The organism is Sphingomonas japonica (assembly GCF_006346325.1).
Lineage (GTDB): Bacteria > Pseudomonadota > Alphaproteobacteria > Sphingomonadales > Sphingomonadaceae > Sphingomonas > Sphingomonas japonica.
The window spans coordinates 85,011-99,785 of the sequence record NZ_VDYR01000003.1 but is presented as its reverse complement, the minus strand read 5'-3'; the positions used below and the strand labels follow the sequence as shown (position 1 = coordinate 99,785).

General features: G+C 66.1%; 12 protein-coding genes. 6 read left to right on the top strand and 6 right to left on the bottom strand.

Annotated features, from left to right (window positions below):
• The first annotated feature begins 9 nt into the window (after window positions 1-9).
• Both FHY50_RS14005 and FHY50_RS14000 read left to right on the top strand, forming a co-directional pair.
• The gene (locus tag FHY50_RS14005; protein WP_140231575.1) at window positions 10-876 is read left to right on the top strand and encodes an aldose 1-epimerase family protein; all 867 of its coding nucleotides are present in this window, start codon (window positions 10-12) and stop codon (window positions 874-876) included.
• Between the two features lie 104 nt (window positions 877-980).
• Complete coding sequence (locus FHY50_RS14000) at window positions 981-2,552, top strand: peptide chain release factor 3 (protein ID WP_140231550.1); 1,572 nt, start codon at window positions 981-983, stop codon at window positions 2,550-2,552.
• Between the two features lie 4 nt (window positions 2,553-2,556).
• Here the strand turns inward: FHY50_RS14000 and FHY50_RS13995 are convergent, their stop codons facing one another.
• The 3 genes from FHY50_RS13995 to FHY50_RS13985 all read right to left on the bottom strand — a co-directional run bounded on the left by FHY50_RS13995 (window position 2,557) and on the right by FHY50_RS13985 (window position 4,995).
• Window positions 2,557-3,846, bottom strand: a complete 1,290-nt coding sequence (locus tag FHY50_RS13995) for a spinster family MFS transporter (protein WP_140231549.1) — start codon at window positions 3,844-3,846, stop codon at window positions 2,557-2,559.
• Between the two features lie 106 nt (window positions 3,847-3,952).
• A complete protein-coding gene (locus FHY50_RS13990) occupies window positions 3,953-4,489 on the bottom strand; it encodes a YceD family protein (RefSeq protein ID WP_140231548.1) in 537 nt (178 codons plus the stop codon).
• Window positions 4,486-4,995, bottom strand: a complete 510-nt coding sequence (locus tag FHY50_RS13985) for a ubiquinol-cytochrome C chaperone family protein (RefSeq protein ID WP_140231547.1) — start codon at window positions 4,993-4,995, stop codon at window positions 4,486-4,488. The genes FHY50_RS13990 and FHY50_RS13985 overlap by 4 nt, the downstream gene beginning before the upstream one ends.
• A gap of 127 nt (window positions 4,996-5,122) precedes the next feature.
• Between FHY50_RS13985 and FHY50_RS13980 the strand changes: the two genes are divergently transcribed.
• From FHY50_RS13980 to FHY50_RS13965, 4 genes are all read left to right on the top strand, one after another.
• The gene (locus tag FHY50_RS13980) at window positions 5,123-5,623 is read left to right on the top strand and encodes an outer membrane protein assembly factor BamE (RefSeq protein ID WP_140231546.1); all 501 of its coding nucleotides are present in this window, start codon (window positions 5,123-5,125) and stop codon (window positions 5,621-5,623) included.
• A 118-nt stretch (window positions 5,624-5,741) separates the two neighbouring features.
• Entirely contained in the window at window positions 5,742-6,254 is a 513-nt protein-coding gene (locus tag FHY50_RS13975; RefSeq protein WP_140231545.1) for an RcnB family protein, read from the top strand.
• A 294-nt stretch (window positions 6,255-6,548) separates the two neighbouring features.
• Complete coding sequence (locus FHY50_RS13970; protein ID WP_140231544.1) at window positions 6,549-7,574, top strand: GGDEF domain-containing protein; 1,026 nt, start codon at window positions 6,549-6,551, stop codon at window positions 7,572-7,574.
• 488 nt (window positions 7,575-8,062) lie between these two features.
• Complete coding sequence (locus tag FHY50_RS13965; RefSeq protein WP_140231543.1) at window positions 8,063-8,914, top strand: SDR family oxidoreductase; 852 nt, start codon at window positions 8,063-8,065, stop codon at window positions 8,912-8,914.
• A gap of 3 nt (window positions 8,915-8,917) precedes the next feature.
• Here FHY50_RS13965 and FHY50_RS13960 read toward each other — a convergent pair whose 3' ends face one another.
• The 3 genes from FHY50_RS13960 to gltB are packed head-to-tail and all read right to left on the bottom strand — an operon-like array spanning window position 8,918 to window position 14,768.
• Window positions 8,918-9,541, bottom strand: coding sequence for a YbhB/YbcL family Raf kinase inhibitor-like protein (locus FHY50_RS13960; RefSeq protein WP_140231542.1), 624 nt, complete (start codon window positions 9,539-9,541; stop codon window positions 8,918-8,920).
• Between the two features lie 21 nt (window positions 9,542-9,562).
• On the bottom strand, window positions 9,563-10,234 hold the full coding sequence (locus FHY50_RS13955; protein WP_140231541.1) for a glutathione S-transferase family protein: 672 nt from the start codon (window positions 10,232-10,234) through the stop codon (window positions 9,563-9,565).
• Between the two features lie 37 nt (window positions 10,235-10,271).
• Window positions 10,272-14,768, bottom strand: coding sequence for a glutamate synthase large subunit (gltB, locus tag FHY50_RS13950; protein ID WP_140231574.1), 4,497 nt, complete (start codon window positions 14,766-14,768; stop codon window positions 10,272-10,274).
• Between the last annotated feature and the right edge of the window lie 7 nt (window positions 14,769-14,775).

Genomic DNA, 14,775 nt, shown 5'->3' with positions numbered 1-14,775 from the left:
CAGCGGGGCATGGTCGAGATCGCTTCCTCGGCCCTGTCCGCGGTCGTCAATCCGCACGGCGCGGAGCTCACCCACCTGCGCGATGGCGACGGCCGCGAGTTGATGACCGATGCCGATCCGGCGTTCTGGACCGGCCGCGCGCCGATCCTGTTTCCGATCGTCGGCGCGCTGAACGGCGGGGTCTACCGGCTGGATGGTAGCGAATATTCCCTGCCGCAGCACGGCTTCGCGCGCACCCTGCCCTTCGACGTGATCGAACAGGATGATGCCCGCGTCCGCCTGCGGCTAACCGACAATGATGCCACCCACGCGGTCTATCCGTTCGCGTTCACCCTCGATGTCGAACACGCGATCGACGGCGCGACGCTGACCACTACCGTCACCGTTACAAACCGCGGCGACCGCGCCATGCCGGCGAGCGTCGGATTTCACCCGGCCTTCGCATGGCCGCTGCCCTATGGCGGCGAACGTGCCGATCACCGCATCGTCTTCGAGCGCGACGAACCCGCGCTGCTAAACCGCATCGTTCCCGGCGGGCTGATCGGTCCGGCCGACGCCGCCAGCCCGCTTGAAGGCCACAAGCTGGCGCTGCGCGACGACCTGTTCGCGGTCAATGCGCTGGTGTGGAGCGAAATCGTCAGCCAGAGCGTGCGCTATGGCGCGCCGGCCGCACCGCAACTGCGCATCGATTTCCCCCAAACGCCGATGCTGGGCATCTGGACGAAGCCGGGCGCCGCGTTTGTCTGTGTCGAGCCGTGGCACGGCATTGCCGATCCGCAAGGCTTCGCAGGCGAGATATGGGACAAGCCGGGGATGTTGCGCTTCGCTCCCGGCGAGGCGCGCAGCTTTGCGATGGCGGTGACGCTGGAGGCCTGACGCTTCCAACGCGCGGCATTCCCGTCTAGGCGAGACGCCATACCCTTCAACCTTCCGTGCCCCTGCACCTTCCCGCCTTTGCGGGAATGACGATATAGGCCGCCATGACCACCCCATCCGACCGCCGTACCTTCGCGATCATCTCGCACCCCGATGCGGGCAAGACGACGCTCACGGAAAAGCTGCTGCTGTTCGGCGGCGCGATCCATCTGGCGGGCGAGGTCAAGGCCCGCGGACAGGCACGGCGCGCGCGGTCGGACTGGATGAAGATCGAGCAGCAGCGCGGAATTTCGGTGACGTCGAGCGTGATGACGTTCGAGCGTGCGGGCATCACCTTCAACCTGCTCGACACGCCGGGGCATGAGGATTTTTCCGAAGACACCTATCGCACGCTGACCGCGGTCGACAGCGCGGTGATGGTGATCGACGCCGCCAAAGGGATCGAGCCGCAGACGCGCAAGCTGTTCGAGGTTTGCCGGCTGCGCAGCGTGCCGATCATCACCTTCATCAACAAGGTCGATCGCGAAGGGCGTCCGCCGTTCGAGCTGCTCGACGAAGTCGCCGACATGCTCGCGCTCGACGTCTGCCCGATGACGTGGCCGGTCGGAATGGGCGGGCAGTTCGAAGGCATCTACGACCTCGTCGACAACCGACTGCTGCTGCCGCAGGGCGACAGCCGCGAGTTTCTGGGCAAGGTCGAGCAGTATCGCGGCCTCGACGATCCCGATCTTGCCAACACCCTGTCGGAGGAAGGTGTCGAGCGGCTGCGCGAGGAAGCCGAGCTGGCGGTCGCCGGCTATGCCGATTTTGACGGAGAAGCGTATCGCGCGGGCGACCTTACGCCGGTCTATTTCGGGTCTGCGCTCAAGGAATTCGGCGTCGATTCGCTGATCGACGCCATCGCTCGCCACGCACCGCCGCCGCGTCCGCAGCCCGCCGAGCCGGCACCGGTCGCACCGGGCGACCCGCGCGTCACCGGCTTCATCTTCAAGGTCCAGGCAAACATGGACCCCAACCACCGCGACCGCATCGCGTTCATGCGGCTGTGTTCCGGCACCTTTAAGCGTGGCATGAAGCTGACCCCGACCGGACATGGCAAGCCGATCGCGGTGCACTCGCCGATCCTGTTCTTCGCGCAGCAGCGCGAGCTGGCCGACGAGGCGTTTCCCGGCGACATCATCGGCATCCCCAATCACGGCACGCTGCGCGTGGGCGACACACTGTCCGAAAAGGCCGATGTCCGCTTCACCGGCCTGCCCAACTTTGCCCCCGAAATCCTCCGCCGCGTCCAGTTGAAGGACCCGACAAAGACCAAGCAGTTGCGCAAGGCATTGGACGACATGGCCGAGGAAGGCGTCACCCAGGTCTTCTATCCCGAAATCGGGTCGAACTGGATCATCGGCGTGGTCGGTCAGCTGCAGCTCGAAGTGCTGCTGTCGCGGCTCGACGCGGAATACAAGGTCGCTGCAGGGCTCGAACCCGCTCCGTTCGACACCGCGCGCTGGGTATCGGCCGACGACCCCGCCGAACTGACCAGTTTCATGGACCTCAACCGCACGTCGATGGCGCGGGACCGCGACGGCAACCCGGTATTCCTGGCAAAGAGCGCATGGGAAGTGGGCTATGTCGCCGAGCGCTATCCCAAGGTGACGTTCGCCGCCACGCGGGAACGGTGAGGCTTCAGCCCACCCAGTCGCGCCTCAGCGGCTTGACCGCCAGCAGCATCAGCACCGCCGCGACGACGTAGAAGCCGAGCGCTGCCACCGTCGCATAGCGTAGCGCCTCCTCGCCGAAGCGCGCGGTCATCGCATCGGACATCGCGCCCATCAGCCACGACCCCAGGCCAAGCCCGATCAGATTGTTGATCAGCAGGAACGACGCACTGGCGGTGGCGCGCATGTGCGACGGCACCAGCCCCTGCACCGCGGTGTTGACGGGGCCGAGCCACAGGATGTTGAGGCCGTTTGGGATCAGGAACAGGAACCACGCGACATAGGGCGACGGCACCAGCAACGCGGCAGCGAACAGCGGCACTGTGACCACCCATGCGATGGCCGGAAGCCAGGCATAGGCGCCCTTGTCGCGCACGCCGAAACGGTCGGCCAGCGAGCCGCCGAGCAGGATCCCTGCGCACCCGCCGATCAGCAGCACCGACCCGATATAGAGCGCGGCAGTGAACAGGTCGAAGCCGAAGCTGCGGATCAGCACCGACGGCACCCAGAAGGCGAGGCCATAGCCACACATCGAACTGAACCCGGCGGCGAACCCCATCAGCCAGAAGCTGGGTTTGCGCGCGAGGATGCCGAACACCTGTCCGACCGGCGCGCGGTCGGACCGGGGCGCAAGCGCGGCCGCGTCGGCGCCGCCGCGTACCGGTTCGCGCACCACCAGCCGGAAGATCGGCGCGATGACGATCCCGGCAACGCCGACGACGATGAACGCCATGCGCCAATCGACGGTCGCGGCGATATAGCCGCCCAGGATCGCGCCGCCAGCCAGTCCGATCGGGATACCGAGTGAATAGATGGCGAGCGCGCGGGCGCGGCGTTCGGGCGGAAAATAATCGGCGATCATCGCATAGGAAGGCGCGACCCCGCCCGCCTCGCCGACGCCGACCCCTAGCCGGAACGCGAACAGCTGCCAGAAGCTGGTCGCCACGCCGCACAGCGCGGTAAAGCCCGACCACACGGTCAGCGAGATGGTGATGACCCAGCTGCGGCTGGTGCGGTCGGCGACGAGCGCGAGCGGGATGGCGAGCGTCGAATAGAGCATGGCGAACGCGATCCCGCCCAGCGCGCCAAGCTGCGTGTCGGTGAGGCCGAGGTCGGCCTTGATCGGCTGCACCAGGATGCCGAGGATCTGACGGTCGAGGAAATTGAACGTATAGACCAGCAGCAGCATCGCCAGCACCAGCCCGCGATAGGCGGGGGTGACGGCACGGGGCTCGGCGGAGGAGGTGGCGAGGGTCATGGCGCTCCAGATGCGGCTTCGTCTTCGATCGCGGCGAGGTATCAAGCAGGGATGGGACGCCGCAGGGCACAGTAGCTTTTTTCGCGACCGTGAAAAGCGACGCGCGCTAGGCTTTCCCTAGCAGATCCTTCAGCCCGGCCAGGCCACCTGTACGTTCGCCCGGCACCACGGCGTCTTCATCGACCACGCCTGCCGATCGGAGGATTTCGGCCGCGGCGGGGCAGCGCGGAAACGGATCGAGCGCCAGTGCCATCGTCTCCGCGGCGGCTTCGCCGAGATCGATCGTGCCGCCGCTATAGAATATCGTGTCGACCTCGTCCCCGCTCAGTTCGACCTCGTCGGCGGTGGCGGCGGGTTCGGGAACGAAGCGGACCAGAAACGGCTCGTCGATCTCCGCCGCGACCGGGTCGCCGGTAGCGACGCAATGCTGTTCGACCGACGCGCGCACCCGGCCCTTCGCGACGATCCCGGCGGCTTCGCGCCTGAGCGTGATATCGGCGGACAGGCCTTTGATCGAGGCGAGGTCGAACCGCCGCGCCAGCGCCGCGCATTCCGCAGCGGTCGCGGCAATCGCCACGGTCGTTTCGCCCGCGCCGATCTGGTCGAGCCGCTGCGGCCGGGCGAATTCGGGCGTCGGCGTCACGGCAACTGGCCGGCCAGCAGCGCATCGAGCGGCAGGGCATCGAGATCGCCGCGCAGCGCCAGCAGCCGCTCCTCGCTATGCGCCAGCGCGCGCGGTTCGGGCCGGTTGCCACGGTACAGGTTGCGCACCAGCGCATCGTCCAGCTTGCCCGCCGCCAGCGCATCGCGATACGCGCCCAATCGCCCGCCGAGCATCCCCATCATCTTGCCGATATGCTTGCCCACGGTGATGTCGCCGATGCCGATCTGCCGCAGCTGGCCGTCCATATCCTCGACGAAGCGCTCGGCAAGCGCCGCGCTCGCCTCGGCCGCTGCGGGATCCTGCTCCATACGCAGCAACACCATCGCGAGCACCGCCGCCACCATGTCGAACCGGCCGTCGATCGAATCGGGGACGTCCCCGCTCAGATACCAATGCGGCTGGCGCGCGCGCTCCACCACCGCGGCGTAAAGCGCCGCCGCCGGGCTCGCTTCACGCGCACCGAACCATCGATCGAATAGGGCCATGACGCCTTCCTGTACCACGCGCCCTTGTTTGGGCGCACGCCCCCGCATATTGAGGCGATCGGCGCGCGATGCAATCGCGTGCGCCATGCGTGCCAAAAGCGTTCGATTGCCGCGAAAGGATCGTTCGATGTCGCCTGTCCCAGCGTCGCCCCTGGCCGCGCCCTTCCTGCCTGCCCGTGCGCTGCTCGCCGCCGCGCTCGGCCTCGCCGCGCTGGGAGCGTCGGCCTGCACCCCGGTGCGCGCGCATCAGGGATATGTGCTCGACGTCGACCTGGTCAACTCGGTCCAGCCCGGCGTGGACAATCGCGATTCGGTGCTCAAGGTGCTCGGACGGCCATCGCTGACCAGCCAGTTCAACGAGGGCGAATGGTACTATGTCGCGCGCGATACGCGCAATCTGGCGTTCAACAGGCCGGATCCGGTCGCCCAGACCACGCTCCGCATCCGCTTCGACGAAGCAGGCACCGTGACCGCGATCGACCGCCTCGGCCTCGAACAGGTCGCATCGATCAATCCGACCAATGACAAGACGCCGACGCTCGGCCGCGAGCGCGGGTTCTTCCAGGATCTGTTCGGCAATATCGGCACGGTCGGCGCGCCCGGAGCGGCCGGAGCGCCGCCGCAATAGCGCAACCTTTCGCGCGGCTGACCGGATCATTCCCGGACCGTTCAGCCCGTATCGTCCAGACGGCTACCTGCCGACCGCCACTCGTGCGCGTGCCGGCCGTAATCGGAAGGACATAGTCATGCGTAAGACTTTGATCACCGCATTGATCGCGGCAGTGGCGCTGCCGGCGATAGCGGTCCCCAGCGTCGCAAGCGCCCAGAACCGCGAAGTTCGCCGCGAACGCGCCGACCTGCGCGAGGAACGCCGCGAACTTAACCAGGCGCGCCGCTACGGCGATCGCCGCGATGTGCGCCGCGAACGGCGTGATGTGCGCGACGCCCGCCGCGACCTGAACGAGGAACGGCGCGAGCAGCGCTGGGGCCGCAATGACTGGCGCGACTATCGCGGGCGTAACCGTGCCCTTTATGCGCGCGGCAACTGGCGCGCCCCGTTCCGCTACAATCAGTTCCGCGTCGGCGGCCGGATCGCCCCTGCTTATTATGGTCAGCGCTACTGGATCAACGATCCCGGCCGCTATCGCCTGCCCCCGGTTGGACGGTATCAGCGCTGGGTACGCCACTATAACGACGTCATCCTGATTGACACGCGTCGCGGCTATGTCGTTGACGTGATCCGCGGCTTCTACTGGTAATCGCGATCCCTGCCCCCGGACAGGTCCGGGGGTAGGGCCGTGCCCGGATGCGCGGGCACGGCCGGTGCCCGTAGCACCGGTCCCGAAAGGGTGTAGGACCATGTCGCGTAACGCGCGACCGATCGATCGGTTCTGGCAACCGTATCGATGAAATCGGTTACATTGCTCAGGTAGCGCAAACACGCGGTTTTCTGCGCCGAAATGGTCGATACCACTTGAAAACCTAATTTTAGCAGATCATCGCTAAATGCGCTTGATCGGCGTCAATGCTTGGAAGGGATGCGGGACGGGGGAATGCCACGATCGAACGCAGTACGCGCCGATTCGGGCGACGATCCGGCGCAGCTGCTTTATGCTCGCATCGGAGCATTTCTGCGCGACCAGCGGCTCGAACCAAATCCCACCAACTTCACCTTTGCCTATCACGTCATGGCCGAGCCCGATGGGGAACTCGCCAAAAGCGTCGACCGGCTGACCGATGGCGGCTTTCGCCTGACGATGCGCGACATCGACGAACTGGGCGCGACCGTCGATGCCGAACGCGCGCGTCCAAAGGGCGGGACCGACCTGCTGGTGGCGCAGACGCAGCTTCAGGTCGAAGGCTTTTCCGACATGGTCAGCGCAATCCGCGACGAAGCCCGCGATTTCGGGCGCGACCTTGCGGCCAGTGCCGACGCCATCGCGCAGACGCAGGCCAGCGGAGCATCGGGCAATGTCGCGCTCGACCAGCTCGCGTCCGTGACCGCCGGAATGCTCAAGCGCATTTCCGACAGCGAGGCGCGGCTGGCCAAGGCCAATCTCGAAGCGCAGGAGCTGCGTTCGAAGCTGGAGGAAGCTCGCGAGGACGCATTGCGCGATCCGCTCACCGGCCTCGCCAACCGCCGCGCCTTCGAACGCGAAGTCGAGGGGATCGATCGCGACGCGCCGTTCGTCATCGCGGTGTGCGATGTCGATCATTTCAAGACGGTCAACGACCGCTTCGGCCATTCGATCGGTGACCGGGTGCTGCGCGCTATCGCCGATGCGCTGCGTGCGACGTGCGACGGACATTTCGTCGCGCGCTATGGCGGCGAGGAATTTGCGATCCTGCTGCGCTGCTCGCTCGAACAAGCGCGTGCGGTCATCGACGATGCCCGGCACGCGATTGCGGTCAAGCGCTACCGGCTTCGCGAATCCGACGAGCCGCTGGGCGAGGTGACGATCTCGGCCGGGGTCAGCCGGTCGCGCGCCGGCGAAGGCGCCTCCACGGTCTTCCACCGCGCCGACCGGCTGATGTATCTGGCCAAGGGCAACGGCCGCAACTGCATCATGGTCGATTGACTACCGCCTATTGGTGGTTTTGACCAATTGCAGTTGGTGATATTTGCCAGATGACGCATGCAAACGGGCGCGGATCGCGTATTCGCGTGCTTTTCGAGTTTGGCACGCCGCATGCAACGTCCCCGATATCGGCAGCCGGATGGTCCGGACAAGCCGAAATCAGGGAGTAATCACCATGGCACTTCGTTTCACCTCGCTTCAGAACTCGGTCGTCTCGCTCGTTGCGGCGTTCGTCTGCACCGCGGTTCTGGTCATTGCTTCGGCGCCATCGGTTCCGCTGGCATGACATTCGATCACTGCCCGGCGGCGACACGCACGCCGCAGATGATCCGGGTGGGGATGGCATCGTTCGGGCTGACGATGCTCGGTCTCCTCACCCTCGGCGCGCGCTTCTTCGTATGACCCGCGAAGCGCGCAGCCGGTATGGGGCGACGGAACCGCCCCCATGCTAACCGGTTGAGGCGGCGAGGCAAAAGGAGCCAGCCGCAATGACCGATACGATCCCCATGATTCACGAAGACGCGCTGCCCGGTCACGAGAGCGCGCTCGATCCGAAGCCCGAATGGCAGCCGCGCTACCCCGGATCGGGGCGGCTCGCGGGCAAGGTGGCGATCGTCACCGGTGCCGACAGCGGTATCGGCCGTGCGGTCGCGGCATTGTTCGCGCGTGAAGGCGCCGACGTCGCGATCCTGTATCTGTGCGAACAGGACGACGCCGAAGAAACCGCCGATATCGTCCGATCAGAAGGGCGCCGTGCGCTCACCATCGCCGGCGATGTCGGCGACAAGGCGTTCTGCGAAAATGCCGTGGCACAGGTCGTGGCACAGCTCGGCAAGCTCGACATTCTGGTCAACAATGCCGGCGAACAGCATCCCGACAAGGACATTACCGACATTTCCGAGCAACAACTGCGCCGCACGTTCCAGACCAACATCTTCGGCATGTTTTTTCTGGTGCAAGCGGCGCGTCCGCATCTCAAGTCCGGCGCGGCGATCGTCAACTGCACGTCGGTGACGATGTACAATGGATCGAAGGACCTGCTCGATTATTCGGCTACCAAGGGCGCGATCACCGCATTTACCCGCAGCCTGTCGGAAAATCTGATCGGCGACGGCATCCGCGTCAACGCGGTCGCGCCCGGTCCGATCTGGACCCCGCTCAATCCATGCGGCGGCGCCGACGAAGAAAAGCTCGCGACGTTCGGCGAAAAGACGCCGATCGGCCGGCCGGGGCAGCCCAACGAAATCGCGCCGTCCTTCCTGTTCCTGGCGTGCGACGACGCTAGCTACATGTCGGGACAGGTTCTCCATCCCAATGGCGGGATGATCGTCAACGGCTAGGCGTCACGTCGCCGGCTGCGCGGCGCCGAATGGCCCGACCGGTGCCTGCTCGCCGCGCGAGTAGGTGCCGGTCAAAACGCCTGCGGCCAGCACCCGTCCGCGCATCGCCTTGACGATCGCCGAGCGGCTGGGATTGTCGCGGACATCCGGCCCATCGGACAGCGCGAACAACTGGAACGCATAATGATGCACGCCGTGCCCGGTCGGCGGATCGGGCGGCAGCCAGCCCTCGGCGAAATAGCTGTTGCGGCCGACATCGCGGCCATCATCGGTCGCGCTCGACGCGTCGGCGACGATCGCGCCTTCCTTCAGGTCCTCGACCTCGGCGGGCAAGTCCCACACCACCGCGTGCACCAGCGGCGACGGGGTGGGCGCGTCGGCATCCTCGACCAGCAGCGCGAGCCGCGCCGTGCCGTCGGGAACCCCCGTCCAGTAGAGCGGCGGCGACACCCCCGCGCCGTCGGCGGTGAACCGTTCGGGCAGGCGCGCGCCATTGGCGAACGCCGGGCTCATCAGCCGGATCGCCTCGAAGCTGCCCAGACCGGGTTGTGCGATCGCCAGCTTGTCCTGTCCGGCGCGCAGACCCGACAGCGCCTTGCCCAGCCAGCGCGGAATATGTTCGAGCATCGATCCTCCTGCCTCCGCGCGTCAGATGTCGAGGGTTTCGTAGTCGGTCGGCGGATTGATCCCGGGCATGCGCTCGGCCAGCAACGGGCGGAAGCTCGGGCGGCTCTTCATCCCGACATACCAGCGCTTGGCCTGTTCATGGCTCTTCCAGTCGATGCCGCCGAGATAGTCGGCGATCGAAATCTGCGAGGCGGCCGCCAGATCGGCGAGGCTCATCGTCGAACCGGCCAGCCAGGTACGGTGATCGAGCAGGTAGTCGATATAATCGAGATGCGCGACCGCGGCCTTCATCGCCTCGCGCAGCAGCTTGGCATCGGGCGCGGCGCGGTGGACGATGCGCTTTTCCATCCGCTCGTGGAGCAGCAATGCGGTGATGTCGCGATAGAAATGAACGTCGAACCACGTCACCAGCCGCCGGATTTCCGCGCGATCGGCGGCGGTGCCGTTGAGCATCGCCGCCTTGTCGACGGTTTCCTCGAGATACTCGCAGATCGCCATCGAATCGAGCAGCACGATCTTGCGCGCGGTATCGACCATCACCGGCACCTGCCCGGTCGGGTTCATGTCGAGGAACTCGTCGCGCCGCTCCCACGGATGCTCGCGCACCGGTTCGTACCCGACGCCCTTTTCGGCAAGCAGGACGCGGACCTTGCGCGAGAACGGACATAGCGGAAATTGCAGGAGTTGCCACATGGTCCCGGTCTTAGCGGGCGAGGCAAGCACAGGGAAGCTACTCCGCCGCGACCATCTCCGGCGCCGTGCGATGGTCGATCGGGACTTCGAGCCGGTCGATCATCTCCTTGGGCACCACCTGCCAGAAATGGCCGCGGATGCGGTCCCAGTCCTCGAGCAGGCCGGTCGCCCATTTGCTGTCGGTCGCGTCGGCATGGGCGGCGATCAGGTCGCGCACCACGCCTTCCCAATGGTCGGACGCAATGCGCTGCCACAGGATGCTGTCGGGATTGGCCCGCTCCGCAAAACTGCCGGCTGCGTCGTAGACGAACGCCATGCCGCCGGTCATGCCCGCACCGAAGTTGGTACCCACTTGCCCCAGCACGACGGCGACGCCGCCGGTCATATATTCGCAGCCATTAGCGCCGCAGCCCTCGACCACGACCTGTGCGCCCGAATTACGGACGGCGAAGCGCTCGCCAGCCTGCCCCGCCGCGAACAGGCGGCCCGAGGTCGCGCCGTATAGGACGGTGTTGCCGATGATGGTGTTCTCGTTCGATGCCAGCGGCGACGACACCATCGGCCGCACCGCGATGATGCCGCCGGAAAGTCCCTTGCCGACATAATCGTTGGCGTCGCCGAACACTTCCAGCGTGATGCCCTTGCACAGAAACGCACCGAGCGACTGTCCCGCGCTGCCGCGCAGTCGGACATGGACATGGCCGTCGGCGAGCTTCGACATGCCGAAGGTGCGCGTGATCTCGCTCGACAGCCGCGTGCCGACCGCGCGGTGGGTGTTACGCACCGAGTAGGTCAGCTGCATCTTCTCGCCGCGCGAGAACACCGCGGCGGCATCGCGGATCATCTGCGCGTCGAGGCTGTCGGGCACTTCGTTGCGGAAGGTGGCGAGCGAAAACCGTCGCTGATCCTCGTCGGCATCGACCTTGGCGAGGATCGGGTTCAAGTCCAGATCATCGAGATGCTCGGCGCCGCGGCTGACCTGGCGCAGTAATTCGGTGCGGCCGATCACCTCGTCGAGCGACTTGACTCCCAGCCGCGCTAGGATCTCGCGCACTTCCTCGGCGATAAAGGTCATCAGGTTGATGACCTTTTCGGGCGACCCGGTGAATTTGTCGCGCAGCTTTTCGTCCTGCGTGCACACCCCGACCGGGCAGGTGTTCGAATGGCACTGGCGCACCATGATGCAGCCCATCGCCACCAGCGACAGCGTGCCGATGCCGAACTCTTCCGCGCCCAGGATCGCGGCGATGACGATGTCGCGCCCGGTCTTGAGCCCGCCATCGGTGCGCAGCGTGACGCGTCCGCGCAGGCCGTTGAGCGTCAACGTCTGGTTGACCTCGCTCAGCCCCATTTCCCACGGCGTGCCGGCATATTTGATCGACGTCTGCGGGGACGCGCCGGTTCCGCCGGTGTGCCCGGCGATCAGGATCACGTCGGCATGCGCCTTTGCCACGCCTGCCGCGACCGTGCCGATGCCGGCCGACGACACCAATTTGACGCAGACCCGCGCGCGCGGGTTGATCTGCTTGAGGTCGTAGATGAGCTGCGCGAGATCCTCGATCGAATAGATGTCGTGGTGCGGCGGCGGGCTGATCAGCGTCACGCCCGGCGTCGCGTGGCGCAGCTTGGCGATGAACTCGGTGACCTTGAAACCGGGCAGCTGTCCGCCCTCGCCGGGCTTGGCACCCTGTGCGACCTTGATCTCGATCTCGTCGCAGGCATTGAGATATTCTGCGGTGACGCCGAAGCGGCCGCTTGCGATCTGCTTGACCCCGGAATTGGCGTTGTCGCCATTGGCATAGGGTTTGTAGCGCGCGACGTCCTCTCCCCCTTCGCCCGAAACCGCGCGCGCGCCGATGCGGTTCATCGCGATCGCCAGCGTCTCGTGCGCCTCGGGCGACAGCGCGCCAAGCGACATGCCGGGCGTCACGAAGCGCTTGCGGATTTCGGTGATCGCCTCGACCTGGTCGATCGCCACGCCCTCGCGAGGAAAATTGAATTCGAGCAGGTCGCGCAGATACACCGGCGGCAGATCGCGCACTCCGCGCGAGAATTGCAGATAGGTCGAATAGCTGTCGCTGCCGACCGCGCTTTGCAGCAGGTGCATCAGTTGCGCCGAATAGGCGTGCGTCTCGCCCGAATGCCGCTGGCGATAGAAGCCGCCGATCGGCAACGTCACGACCGCGCGCCCATTTTCAAAACTGGCGAATGCCGCCTCGTGCCGCATCTTGGCGTTCAGGTAAAGCGAGGCATAGCCTTCGCCCGAGATCTTGGCGGGCATGCCGGGAAAGAATTCATGGACGAGCGCACGCGAAAGCCCGACCGCTTCGAAATTGTACCCGCCGCGATACGAGGAGATCACCGCGATTCCCATCTTCGACAGGATCTTGAGCAGCCCCTCGTCGATCGCGGTGCGATGCCGCTTGAGGCAGTCCTCGAGCGACAGGTCGCCGAACAGGCCCCGCGCCTGGCGGTCGGCGATCGCCGCTTCGGCAAGATACGCGTTCACCGTCGTCGCACCAACGCCGATCAGGACCGCGTAATAATGCGTGTCGAGGCATTCGGCGGTACGGACGTTGACGCTGGCGTAGGAGCGCAGCCCGCGCCGCACGAGGTGCGTATGGACCGCCGCCGCCGCCAGCACCCCGGCGATGCCCATGCGGCCCGGCCCGGTCGCCTCGTCGGTCAGGAACAGCTCGGTACGGCCCTCGCGCACCGCCTGCTCGGCGGCGACGCGGATTCGCTGGATCGCCGCGCGCAGCCCCTCCTGCCCGCTTTCCGGATCAAAGGTGCAGTCGATCTCCGCCGCAGTGCGCCCGAAATAGGCCTTGAGCCGCGCCCAGTCCGCGCAGGTCAGCACCGGTGAATCGAGCACCAGTACCGGGCTGGGCGTGCCGCCGGTGTCGAGGATGTTGGCGAAATTGCCGAAGCGCGTCTTGAGCGACATGACATGGCGTTCGCGCAGGGGATCGATCGGCGGGTTGGTGACCTGGCTGAAATTCTGGCGGAAGAATTGGCTGATGAGGCGCGGCTTGTCCGACACCACCGCCAGCGGGGTGTCGTCGCCCATCGACCCGATCGCTTCCTTGGCCGTCTCGATCATCGGGCCCAGGATCAGCTCCATATCCTCGATGGTCTGGCCCGCCGCGACCTGGCGGCGCGCAAGCTCGGCGCGGTCATAGTGCGGCCGCGCGTCGTCGCCCGCGTCGGGCAAGTCGCCGAGCGTCAGAAACTCGCCGATCATTGCGGCATAATCGGCCTCGCCCGCAATCCTGTCCTTGACCGCCCGGTCAAGCATCACCCGGCCTTCGTCGAGGTCGACCGCGATCATCTCGCCCGGTCCCAACCGCCCCTTGGCGATCACGCTCGCTTCGGGGACCACCACCATGCCGGTTTCCGACCCGACGATCAGCAGTCCGTCGCCGGTATGGGTATAGCGCAACGGGCGCAGCGCATTACGGTCCATCCCCGCCACCGCCCAGCGGCCGTCGGTCATGGCAAGCGCGGCGGGGCCGTCCCACGGCTCCATCACGCTGGCGAGATACTCGTACATCGCCTTGTGATCGGTCGGCAGGTCCGGGCGCCCCTGCCATGCTTCGGGTACCAGCATCAGCTTGGCCGTCGGCGCATCGCGGCCCGATCGGCAGATCGCTTCGAACACCGCGTCGAGCGCCGCAGTGTCGGAAGCGCCCGCCGGGATCACTGGCTTGATGTCCTCCGACTGCTCGCCGAACGCCAGGCTCGCCATCTTGATCTCGTGGCTCAGCATCCAGTTCTTGTTGCCGCGGATCGTGTTGATCTCGCCATTATGCGCGAGGCAGCGGAACGGCTGTGCCAGCCACCATTGCGGAAAGGTGTTGGTCGAATAGCGCTGATGAAAGATCGCGACGCGGCTCTCGAAGCGTTCGTCGGTCAGGTCGGGATAGAAGTCCGACAGGCTCTCGGCAAGGAACAGCCCCTTGTAGATGATCGAGCGGCAGCTGAGCGAGCAGATGTAGAAACCCTGGATCTGCGCAGCGATTACGCGCTTCTCTATGCGGCGGCGCACCAGATACAGGTTCTTTTCGAACTCTGCTGCATCGACGTCGCCGGGCAGCGGCCCGGCGATCATGATCTGCTCGATCTCGGGCCGCGTTTCTTGCGCCTTGCGGCCGATCACCGACACGTCGACCGGGACCTGCCGCCAGCCATAGATGGTGTAGCCCGCGTCGATCACTTCGCTCTCGACGATGGTGCGGCACGTTTCCTGCGCCCCAAGATCGGTGCGCGGCAGGAACACCATTCCGACCGCCAGCCGGTTCGGCATCGCCCGGTGCCCCGACGCGACCACCGCATCGTCGAAGAACTTGACCGGCAGATCGACGTGCAGCCCAGCGCCGTCGCCGGTCTTGCCATCGGCATCGACCGCACCGCGATGCCAGACCGCACGCAGCGCATCGATCGCCGCCTGCACCACCCGGCGCGACGCCTTGCCATCGGTCGCGGCGACCAGCCCCACGCCGCAGGCATCGCCTTCGAACTCGGGGCGATACATGCCATCG

What these genes read in the sequence shown, in the direction of transcription:
- FHY50_RS14005 (WP_140231575.1), top strand. Translation starts at nt 10, where the DNA reads ATGGTCGAGATCGCTTCCTCGGCCCTGTCCGCGGTCGTCAATCCGCAC.
- FHY50_RS14000 (WP_140231550.1), top strand. Translation starts at nt 981, where the DNA reads ATGACCACCCCATCCGACCGCCGTACCTTCGCGATCATCTCGCACCCC.
- FHY50_RS13995 (WP_140231549.1), bottom strand. Translation starts at nt 3,846, where the DNA reads ATGACCCTCGCCACCTCCTCCGCCGAGCCCCGTGCCGTCACCCCCGCC.
- FHY50_RS13985 (WP_140231547.1), bottom strand. Translation starts at nt 4,995, where the DNA reads ATGGCCCTATTCGATCGATGGTTCGGTGCGCGTGAAGCGAGCCCGGCG.
- FHY50_RS13980 (WP_140231546.1), top strand. Translation starts at nt 5,123, where the DNA reads ATGTCGCCTGTCCCAGCGTCGCCCCTGGCCGCGCCCTTCCTGCCTGCC.
- FHY50_RS13975 (WP_140231545.1), top strand. Translation starts at nt 5,742, where the DNA reads ATGCGTAAGACTTTGATCACCGCATTGATCGCGGCAGTGGCGCTGCCG.
- FHY50_RS13970 (WP_140231544.1), top strand. Translation starts at nt 6,549, where the DNA reads ATGCCACGATCGAACGCAGTACGCGCCGATTCGGGCGACGATCCGGCG.
- FHY50_RS13965 (WP_140231543.1), top strand. Translation starts at nt 8,063, where the DNA reads ATGACCGATACGATCCCCATGATTCACGAAGACGCGCTGCCCGGTCAC.
- FHY50_RS13960 (WP_140231542.1), bottom strand. Translation starts at nt 9,541, where the DNA reads ATGCTCGAACATATTCCGCGCTGGCTGGGCAAGGCGCTGTCGGGTCTG.
- FHY50_RS13955 (WP_140231541.1), bottom strand. Translation starts at nt 10,234, where the DNA reads ATGTGGCAACTCCTGCAATTTCCGCTATGTCCGTTCTCGCGCAAGGTC.
- gltB (WP_140231574.1), bottom strand. Translation starts at nt 14,768, where the DNA reads ATGTATCGCCCCGAGTTCGAAGGCGATGCCTGCGGCGTGGGGCTGGTC.